This is a genomic window from Eudoraea sp. (genome assembly GCF_049665975.1).
Taxonomy (GTDB): domain Bacteria; phylum Bacteroidota; class Bacteroidia; order Flavobacteriales; family Flavobacteriaceae; genus Eudoraea.
This window is the reverse complement of record NZ_JBATGR010000178.1, coordinates 1-9,720: the sequence shown is the minus strand read 5'-3', so window position 1 is coordinate 9,720 and position 9,720 is coordinate 1. Positions and strand designations below refer to the sequence as shown.

The 9,720-nt window shown below is 36.8% G+C and carries 12 protein-coding genes; 4 read left to right on the top strand and 8 right to left on the bottom strand.

All coding sequences use genetic code 11. The annotated features are described in order from the left end of the window. The 7 genes from WBN20_RS06850 to WBN20_RS06820 all read right to left on the bottom strand — a co-directional run. Positions 1-331 (bottom strand): SPFH domain-containing protein (locus WBN20_RS06850; protein ID WP_424281173.1); only part of this gene is annotated, 331 nt, incomplete at its 3' end. Positions 332-579: 248 nt separating this feature from the next. After that, positions 580-1,245 (bottom strand): hypothetical protein, encoded by a 666-nt coding sequence (locus WBN20_RS06845; RefSeq protein WP_424273333.1) that lies wholly within the window; start codon positions 1,243-1,245, stop codon positions 580-582. Positions 1,246-1,291: 46 nt separating this feature from the next. After that, positions 1,292-2,017 (bottom strand): hypothetical protein, encoded by a 726-nt coding sequence (locus WBN20_RS06840; protein ID WP_424281172.1) that lies wholly within the window; start codon positions 2,015-2,017, stop codon positions 1,292-1,294. 16 nt (positions 2,018-2,033) lie between these two features. Next, a complete protein-coding gene (locus tag WBN20_RS06835; RefSeq protein WP_424281171.1) occupies positions 2,034-2,327 on the bottom strand; it encodes a zinc ribbon domain-containing protein in 294 nt (97 codons plus the stop codon). An 82-nt stretch (positions 2,328-2,409) separates the two neighbouring features. After that, entirely contained in the window at positions 2,410-3,453 is a 1,044-nt protein-coding gene (locus WBN20_RS06830; RefSeq protein WP_424281170.1) for a hypothetical protein, read from the bottom strand. Then, positions 3,450-4,625 (bottom strand): M20 family metallopeptidase, encoded by a 1,176-nt coding sequence (locus tag WBN20_RS06825; RefSeq protein ID WP_424281169.1) that lies wholly within the window; start codon positions 4,623-4,625, stop codon positions 3,450-3,452. The genes WBN20_RS06830 and WBN20_RS06825 overlap by 4 nt, the downstream gene beginning before the upstream one ends. After that, positions 4,622-5,233, bottom strand: coding sequence for a flavin reductase (locus WBN20_RS06820; protein WP_424281168.1), 612 nt, complete (start codon positions 5,231-5,233; stop codon positions 4,622-4,624). The genes WBN20_RS06825 and WBN20_RS06820 overlap by 4 nt, the downstream gene beginning before the upstream one ends. A gap of 100 nt (positions 5,234-5,333) precedes the next feature. On the opposite strand from WBN20_RS06820, the gene WBN20_RS06815 reads away from it, so the two are divergent. Further along, entirely contained in the window at positions 5,334-6,446 is a 1,113-nt protein-coding gene (locus tag WBN20_RS06815; RefSeq protein ID WP_424281167.1) for a site-2 protease family protein, read from the top strand. Between the two features lie 73 nt (positions 6,447-6,519). Next, on the top strand, positions 6,520-7,692 hold the full coding sequence (locus WBN20_RS06810; protein WP_424281166.1) for a hypothetical protein: 1,173 nt from the start codon (positions 6,520-6,522) through the stop codon (positions 7,690-7,692). Between the two features lie 103 nt (positions 7,693-7,795). Here the strand turns inward: WBN20_RS06810 and WBN20_RS06805 are convergent, their stop codons facing one another. Beyond that, positions 7,796-8,650, bottom strand: coding sequence for a universal stress protein (locus WBN20_RS06805; protein ID WP_424275029.1), 855 nt, complete (start codon positions 8,648-8,650; stop codon positions 7,796-7,798). Between the two features lie 170 nt (positions 8,651-8,820). On the opposite strand from WBN20_RS06805, the gene WBN20_RS06800 reads away from it, so the two are divergent. Both WBN20_RS06800 and WBN20_RS06795 read left to right on the top strand, forming a co-directional pair. Further along, the gene (locus WBN20_RS06800; RefSeq protein WP_424273755.1) at positions 8,821-9,186 is read left to right on the top strand and encodes an arsenate reductase family protein; all 366 of its coding nucleotides are present in this window, start codon (positions 8,821-8,823) and stop codon (positions 9,184-9,186) included. A 70-nt stretch (positions 9,187-9,256) separates the two neighbouring features. Next, positions 9,257-9,720: CDP-alcohol phosphatidyltransferase family protein (locus WBN20_RS06795; RefSeq protein WP_424281165.1), on the top strand; the 464-nt coding region annotated here is incomplete at its 3' end.

Genomic DNA, 9,720 nt, shown 5'->3' with positions numbered 1-9,720 from the left:
GAGAAAGTTGTGTTATTGCAAAGGTAAATTCCTCGACTTCCAGGACCGCCTTTTCCGGATCATTAATCTTAAAGAAAACCACTCCGTCTATACTGCAGGGTACGTTATCTTCCGTCATTACTTCCTGAGATACAATATTTATGGTAATCACCCTAATATCTACTGTCTGAACCGTATCCACAATGGGTATTATCCACCTGAATCCAGGTTGTAATGTTTTTACATACTTTCCGAATCGAAATTTTAATGCTCTTTTATACTCAAAGACAATTCTTATTCCTGCCAACAGAAAAAGCAGGAATACAATGGTTAAAACAAATACTGCGCTCATACCGAAAGTTTTAAATTATTTTTATTTTTCCTTAAACAAATCCGAAGATCTATTTTCGTTTAATTTTATAACCCATTTTAAGCTAGTTCTTCACAATTCTAATGGAAGATTAAGTCCTTCTTCGGGCTAAAACACAACTCTTTTAAAGTTACGAAATATATAGCCCGGAACAAAACATATAAGCCTCTAAAAACAGTGATACGGACACCTTTCCGGGAATCAAGAAAAGCTTGATATTTATGACCTTATCAGTTACTAATCCCAAATTTTTTGTTTTTTAGTTTCAAGTATTTGTAGAATGAAATATCTAACAAAGCAAACCACAGAATAAAGCAAATAAAGGTGACCTTTTGAATAACTGGAAGGCTTCTTATAAAAGTCCCGGTTTCATAAATATAATAGTTAACCAAAAAAACTAGCAAACATGCAAGCCCCAAAAATAAGAGTGAGAAATAATTCGCTTTGTACAGCTCAACAAAACAGCTGATAAAGGCAATCACTGCAAAAAATCCTGCGATACGAACAGTTATATCATGTGTCCCTGATGTAAGGGTCATTGTAATTACCAGTGCCAGAATCCCTGCCAGCCACATAACAACCACGTTCTTGCTTTTATTCGAAAATAGCCCTGGTAAATAATACCATAATAAAACCAGGCTTAAACAGAGCACTCCCAGCGAACCTCTGGCTAAAAAACGTGCAGAATTTAATTCCCCGTTTATGGCATTACGGTCTAATAAATCACATAGATAATTGTTCCAAAAGTTGAATCCTTCCTGATCTGTTTCGATCCATGAACCCCCTGGATAATTTATTGCCGCCAAAATATACAGTACAACAAATAGTCCCATTCCGGCAAGCGGTAAGAGCAATGCAGAAGGTTTAGGAACTCTAGGCAGTATATCTATTTTCATAATCCTGTCTCATTCAGAGTTTAAAAAAACCTAAGGGAAAGAATGACTAACGCGGAGTAGTCCTGTATAAATTCTCCGCTCTTCTTTTTATGCCATAACACATTTTCCTGTCCATGGCAAATACAACAGGCTCGCCCAGGAGTCCAAATAGTAAGCTGTTTTTTAAGGAAGGATTGTAATCTACTCTATTTCTTGAGACAAATCTCGACCTATGCTCATCAATTGGTTCTACCATCCACAACCAACTAAGATGCAAGTAATTAGTTGGGGATTCTAAAGCCTGATTGTAAACCGAATTTTTATTTAAATCATACCAATTTTCAATAGCCATTGCTTTTCCATGTTCACAAATTACAAGAGGATAAGCATCTTTTGGGCCAAAGGGTATTAAATCGCCTATTTTGGGTTGTTGAAATTCGGGTAAAATTTTATCCGAATTATTGATTTGCAAGCCAAAAAAATTTTCTAATGCCTCATAGCTATAAAAACCCCCTCTTCCCTGCCCTATTTGCGCAATCCATGGCCATACAAAACTTGTAGGTGCATTTATTTCTATGGCGTGAACAAACTCTGAACGTGGTTGTGGGACGAGATGATCTCCCGGAAATGAAGCAGCAGCCTCCGTGCGACTCAAACCCCATCGGTCCCTTAATGGTTTAAAAAACAGGGTTAAATAGGCCGCAATAATAATAAGAATGCCCTCTCCCCCTTCCAGAACTTGAAGGAAAGTGAAGCGTGTTCTTCGCTGTTTGTTAAGTGAAACTGTTCCCATCGATAGTTGCTCAGCGTTATTTCTTTTCTTGTTTGGCTTTATTTGATTTCCGCCATCGCCTTAGTTTAGGAAGTGTGTTCCTGGCTAATTTAGATGCAGTAGCTTTTGACATTCCCAGTTTTTCTGCAATTTTAATATTCCTGGCCATTTTTTCTTCAAGGCTAATCCCTCTATCAGTAAACTCCCCATCTTCAAAACAATAGTGGCAATACTCTGTATTTATACTTCCATCGCTATCGGTCGCAAAATCTGTCATATTTTTCATTGGCATTCCACAACTCTGACAAATATTTTTTTCTGAAATTTTCATGGTTTATCCAATTATATTTTTCATTTCTAAGATAAAAACTAAGTGAGTAATACAGTATGATATTTGTCAGTTTAATATCTTATTATCCATATACATTTCTTTTTTCGGATAATGAAAAGCCCGTTTTTGCTGACAGCACCTTCTTTAGCTCCTCGGTGGTTGAAGAATCAATTAAATTCAGTGCCTTAACATTACAAAGTTTTTCAACCATATTAACACCTGCCAGCGTATTAGATGTAATCCCGGTTACGATGTCCGGAATAATTTTGAATGCTTTCATTAATCCGTATACAGCATATGGATCCGAAGCACTAAGAATCGTACATTTAATGTGTTCTCGCAACTCGTTGATAGCCAAATCGCCATTATAGGGCTCTAAAGGAGATGCACCTATCTCAATAATGGCTACATCGGCATTTTGATGCTCAATTTTGCTCAGTAACTGATCTAACTTAGTCTTGTAAATGTCTGCGGGACAAATTGAAGATGGAAGTCCAACATCCACAAAATCCATAACTGCATTTGCCCCCACATCCTTTATGGCCAGAATATCTTTATAACGTCCGGCACCGGTTAATTTTGCCCCCACTACATTGTATCCGGCAGCCTTAAAAAGATTGGTCACAATTCTGGCAGAAGTAGTTTTTCCTGCAGACATAGATGTCCCTACAAAGAGGATTACCGGTGTGTTAAAAGCGATCGAATCTACAGTTTCCACAAAATCATTCATAGTAAGTTTGTTACCGCCTCTGGATACGTGTCCGGTATAATCTACTTCCATCATATTTGGTATAAAAACAGATTTTGAGGTTAGTTTTCCCATCAGGCCAGCTCCGGTTAGAACATTCATCTTAAGGTCGGCTTTAACTTCACGCCATGTCCCAGTGGCTTCAAGAGTTGCAAAACGCTCGCCCAGTGCACCAACGATTGACTCTCCTCCAATAACTCCCCGCATTCTGCCAGTGGTAAGCTCTAAATTTAATGTGTTACTCCCCGGATCCAGAATCTTACTTACAACATAATCTCCGGTTTCCCATTGATCCCTATCAAGTTTTTCAACATTGAATTCAATTTCAGCTAAATCAGAAATTCTAGTTAGTGATGTATAAATGAATTGCTGGTTCATGTTTTTTTATTTAAAGGTTCTAATAATAACAAGAGTGTCAAAAGGGCTGTTCTTTCAATTAGCTTGTTTTGCAAAATATACTCGTGGGCTGCATGTGCACCATCTCCGGGGGTTCCAAGACCATCGAGAGTAGCAGTATAAAGGCTGGTTGTATTGCCATCCGAACCTCCCCCGGCAGTTGCTTCTTCCAGATCCAGCCCCAAATGTTGTCCCTGTTTTTTTGCCATTTTCCATAAAAGCTGATTACGGGGTGTTTTTTCCATAGGTGGTCTGCCAATACCCCCTTCAATTTCCATTACAACATCATTATGTATAGGCTTTAAGGATTTTATTTTTTTTGTTATCATATCCCCATCTGCTTCCTTAAGGACTCTTACATCAATTACAGCTTTACTTAAAGGTGCAATGACATTGGGTGAAATACCCCCTTCGATCATTCCTATATTTACAGAAATCCCTTTATCCAGATCATTCATAGCGTAAAGCCTCTGGACCTGCTGTGATAACTCTACTATGGCATTCACCCCTTTTGTAGGGTCTAATCCGGCATGAGCCGCCTTGCCGCGAACCGTTATTGTAAAACGGCCTAAGCCTTTTCTTGCTGTTTTTAATTTTCCGTTCAATCCTAAAGGGGGTTCCAAAACATAGGCCCGGTTTGCAAGTTTTGCTAATCTTTTAAGCGCATTAGTAGACTCTCTGCTTCCAGTTTCTTCATCAGAATTTATAAAAACTACAGGTTCAACCTTTGGTATTATGTTCATATCCCTGATAGCCATTAGGGAAAAAATAATCTGGGTAATACCAGCTTTCATATCATAAACACCAGGTCCTTTTATCTTGCCTTCAATGTAAGACAGGGGCATTTTATCTATTGTCCCTAAGGGCCAAACGGTATCGCAATGACCAATTAAAAGCTGATGGGGTAAATGTTTCTTTCTATTTTTGGGTCTTGCGTACAAGTAGCCGCCGGTATTTTTACCGTACATGTGAATTGCCAAATAACCCATCGCAGTAAATCTATCTCTTAAATAAGCTAATATTTGGTGCTGCGAATTAATTTTGTCTGAGGGGGATTCAATACTAACCAACTCATTTAAAAAGAGGATAATACCTTCTTTACGAGTCAAAAGATACTCTTTGGTAAGCGCCGCTATTTTCTCCGGGCTTTTCATCGCTTAAAATTTTTTGGAAAGGGAAAGTCAATTGTTTCCGTGATCTTAGCAAACCTGCCAGGGGCAATATATGCAAGTAAAGGGTTTTTTAAAATTTGCTGCTGCTCGTCCATTTCTGAAACTTTCATATAATCTCGATGGGCATAGGCAGCCTTAATAGTTCCTGTAATAATACTATAATCATCAAAGCCATCAATAATTTTATATAACCCACACTCTAAATAAAAATAGGCGTCGGCCAATATAGGCGCATCCATTGAGGGTGCTCTTAAAATAGGCAAGGCGTTAACTATGCCCTCTGATTTGGAAATACATTCCATTCTTGGACTGGCACTCAAAGACGTTGTGATTATTTGGTCGGGTTTTGGAAAGCTAACTGTGAATCCGCCAGTTGCCAAAACATTGCTAAACGTATTGTGCCTTGGCGTACAGACAAATCCAAAATACTTACCAAAACCCAAGGGCATGGCCATATGCTTTGGTGCAAGATCATAACCTTGCCTTTCCTTTGTCCCAATTACAACCAAAGGGGCTACAGTGAAAATTTGATCCCAGATTGAAGTTAAATTGTCCAGGAGCACATATTTATCTTGCTGTAATGTGTTCATAAGAGATGATTTGAAGAGTACTATCCCTAAAATTACAATTCAATTAATAAGTAAGTAATGACCTTGGTCATTGTTAAAATTCCTTTATCTAAATAATTTCATGAAAAATCAAAAAATGAAAGGTGTATTAAAACTGGGAAAAATTGCGGGAATTAGAATAGAAGTACATTGGACCTTTACACTATTATTGATATGGGTAGTCTTTCTTGATATTCAACGAGGCGGCACTATGAATACCGCCTTCATGAATATTATTTTAATCATTTTGCTCTTCCTTTGCGTAATACTTCATGAATTAGGGCATGCCCTGGCTGCAAGGAGATTTAATATTAATACTAATAAAATTACCTTGTTACCTATTGGTGGTGTGGCATCTTTGGAAAAAATGCCCGAAAAGCCGGGGCAGGAATTGATTGTAGCATTGGCCGGCCCTGCGGTAAATGTAATAATTGCAATATTGCTGTTTCTTGTGGTGCCTATGAAAAATTATTTTGGTCTGGATGCAGATAGTTTGGTGAATTTACTTGCCGCACCAACTTTAGAGACCCTTTTATTTTATCTTTTCATAGCTAATGTAATGCTGGTAGTTTTTAATTTAATACCAGCTTTTCCTATGGACGGTGGTCGTGTATTTCGTGCTTTATTGGCGTTTACAATGGACAGGGCCAGAGCTACTGAAATAGCCGCCGGATTGGGACAGGCTTTAGCTGTTGTTTTTTTTATGCTGGGTCTTTTTTTTAATCCCTTTCTGATACTAATTGCACTCTTCATTTTTCTGGCTGCCTATAGTGAAAACCAAATGGTAAAACAGAAATCCCTGGTCGAAGGCCATTTTGTAAAAGAAGCCTTGTTGACTAATATTACGCTATTACATCCTGAGAATAGTCTGGAAGATGTTTTTGAGATAATATTAGCGGGTACCGAAAAGGATTTTGTGGTTGCAGAAAATGGGTTAATCGTAGGTATTCTAAATCATAAAAACATACTTAATAATGCGCAAAATGGTTCAATAAAAGTGAGATCAATTATGAACACAAAGTATAAGACCATGAGGGCTATGGATGAGTTAAAAGAATTCTTTGTTATGATCAATAACGAAAAGCAACGTTTCTTTCCTGTAACAGATAAAACTAACAAACCTATTGGTGCAATAGACGTAAATAACGTAAGTGAATTTCTTATGCTTAGGACAAATTTGCATTCAAAATCTTGAATTAACATAGCTCCCCTGATCCTTGTCATTTCAGATTTTTACATGATTTAATAAATTGAGAAAAATTAGGGTCATGAATAATTTTTTGGCACACACATTTACAAAAAAAGCTTTTGAACAGTTAGCTTCAATAAGGAATCAGTATAGCGTTTCTATATATCTTCCAATGTATAAAAAAGGGAAGGAACTGAATGAAGGCTTAGGGCAATCTAATTTAAAATCTTGTCTTAAAAAAGTACATGCGGTTTTGGTTGAATATGGGTATGATAAAAGCAGCGTAAATGACTATCTTAAACCAATCCGAAATCTTATTTTCGAATTAAGTTTCTGGAGAAATCCATCAGAAGGTCTCGCCATATTTTTAGATAAAGATAAAGGGATGAGGTGTTATAAATTACCATTTCCGTTTGAAATAAAAACCTATGTTGCCGATCATTTTTATTTATTTCCGTTACTCCCCTTATTTCACAATAACGGTATTTATTATCTCCTGGAACTTAGCCGGGACTATGTGAAACTCTATAAGGGCTCCAGAAATAACTTCAGGGATATTCCAATTAAAAAAATAATTCCCAAACAGTTAGAAGAAGTTGTGGGTTTTGATTTTGAGCAAAAGATGTTACAATACAGAACAGGCCATATGATGTATCCGGCCGGATCATTTCATGGCCAGGGAGAAGGTAAGGAAGACGAAAAAAAAGAACTGCTTAGCTTCTTTAGAAAAATAAATCGAGGTGTTACTAAAATGATATCAGATAAAAAGGCCCCCTTGATTTTGGCATGTACCGATGAGTTGTACCCTGTATACAAGAAAATTAATTCATACCATAAATTATGGGATACCAATCTAAGCGGAGATCCAGAATTTAAAGGCACAAACGAGTTGCACAAAGCATCCTGGAGTTTGATTCAATATTATTTTGAAACAAAAAAGCGTGAAAAACTGGCAAAATTTATTTCTAAATTTCATACTTCACTAACTACCTGTCAACTCTCGGAAATTATTCCGGCAGCGGTCAAAGGAAAAATAGATACACTCTTTGTACAACAAAAAGAAGATGTTTTTGGCACCTATAACAGTGCTAAAGGATGCTTAATTCTCGATTCCTATAAAGAAATGCGAAATATCTCTTTATTAAATATGGCTGCCATAAATACCTTTCTCCAAGGTGGAAATGTTTACTTTCTGGAAGCCGAAGAAATGCCTGTTAAAAACATCCCTATGAATGCCTTGCTTAGGTTTTGACCAAACCAAATGTTTAGAATTGTTTCTCCGCCAATCTATTTTGATAAGTATTGCCAATACCTTTCTTTTAATGATTAATATAGAGTTTATTCGAATTGAATATTCATGAAATTCCAATACTTTTTTTTTGGTAGCTTAACAATGGAAGGAGTCGCTCTAATTTCATACGTTTTACCAGATCAAAATGCCATAGATTTGGAATTAAGGTATGGCCCTCTCTTTCCAACATTGCAAGAATATCTGCATCTACTTCCTTCAAATAGTCTTTTAAAGTTTTGAAAACATCATCTGAAAATCTAAATTCAAAACTGATATTTTTATAAGTAACCTTTTCCTTAAGCATCTCCTTGAACCAAAGCATTTGATCTTCGGCCGCATACTCTTTTTTGGTAGAAACGTGTATTAATTTAATTTCAGTATCAAAGGCGGAAGCAAACTCAGAAATCTTTTCAATGGCCAGGACATCTGCTTCTTCAAAGGCCGTTGCGTATACAATGGTATTTGGCCCCGAAAGCCTGGAAGTTTGTGGAACAGACATTACAGGCACAGTAGATTTTTCTATAAGAGCAGTGGCTGTACTCCCTATAAATAGGTCTTTTACTATGTTACTTCCTGTCATCCCGACAAATATTAGGTCAGCACCTATTTCTTCAGCTTTTTCCAATATCCCATCAGACTCGATACTATTTTCAACCACATGAATAACAGGGCCCTTACCATCTTCCATCCTGTCCAAATACTTCCAACAAAAAGCATCTAGTTTTTCCCGGTGACTATTAAAAGCTGCCTCCTCCAAACGGGCATAAGCCAAACTCACTGTACTAATAAAAGTTGCTGAAATATCAAATACATGAATAACATGAAGCTTGGCATCAAGTTTTTTACAAAACACATCGGCCAACTTTAAAGCTGAAATTGAATTATCTGAATAATCCGTGGCATAGAGTATAGTTTTCATAGGATATGCATTTAGAATTAGTTGAAAAAGCAGGATGAATCTATCAAAAAGAAAAACAACAAAAAATGACCTAAGTCATATCCCGTAAGAAAATGGCTATATGACAATTGTCATTTTTACAAATGTTGAAATGGACTAATTTTATCTTAAACTCAATAAAAACAAATATTATGGGTGAAATAGCCACTTCAGACAGACAAATCACCCTGTTTTATAGTTCTAAATCTAAAAGGGCTAAACAGACTTTGGCGTATGCTAAATCAGAAGGTTGGCCCATACAAGAGATAGATATTCTAAAAACACCACCCACCGGAACACAGATAGCCGAATTGGCAGATAGGTTGGATATAGAGGTAAAAGATTTGGTTAATCAAAATCATCCTTCCTATTCTTCTAAGTTTGAACCGCACGAGCTTTCATCTGAAGATTGGATTAAAATGATAAGACACAATCCTGAAATTATGAAACAACCAATTGCACTCCGGGGAAAAATAACCATATTGGTTGAAACTCCAACGGATATCCTACGGATATAACTTATATGCACACGATTTAATTTTAATGTAAGATCTTTAAGTACCCGTAAGAAAATTTAAATACCAGGATATGGCAAGATTCAGAGATTTCAATATCGCAGATTGGTTTTCATTCTATCGCATAGCTGCCGTACCCTTTCTGCTTGCTTTGATATGGTTTAATGAACGAGAATTATTTAGCTGGTTTCTACTTGTTAGCTATTCCACAGACGCAATCGACGGTTATTTAGCAAGAAAACTTAAAATTACCAGTGCCCGTGGTTCCCAATTAGACTCTTACGGAGATCAAATGACCCTTATAGTTGGTTTAATCGGGTTGATAAAATTTGAACCTGCTTTTATGCAGGAGAACTACCCGCTTATTTTAATTGCTTTTGTACCCTACATTTTGCAAATGATACTAGCCTTTAAAAAATATGGTAAGGCCACCGCTTTTCATACCTATCTGGCCAAATTATCCGCGGTTATTCAAGGGGTGTTTATACTCTGGCTGTTATTCTTTGGTCCTGTATATTGGTTATTCTATACAATGAT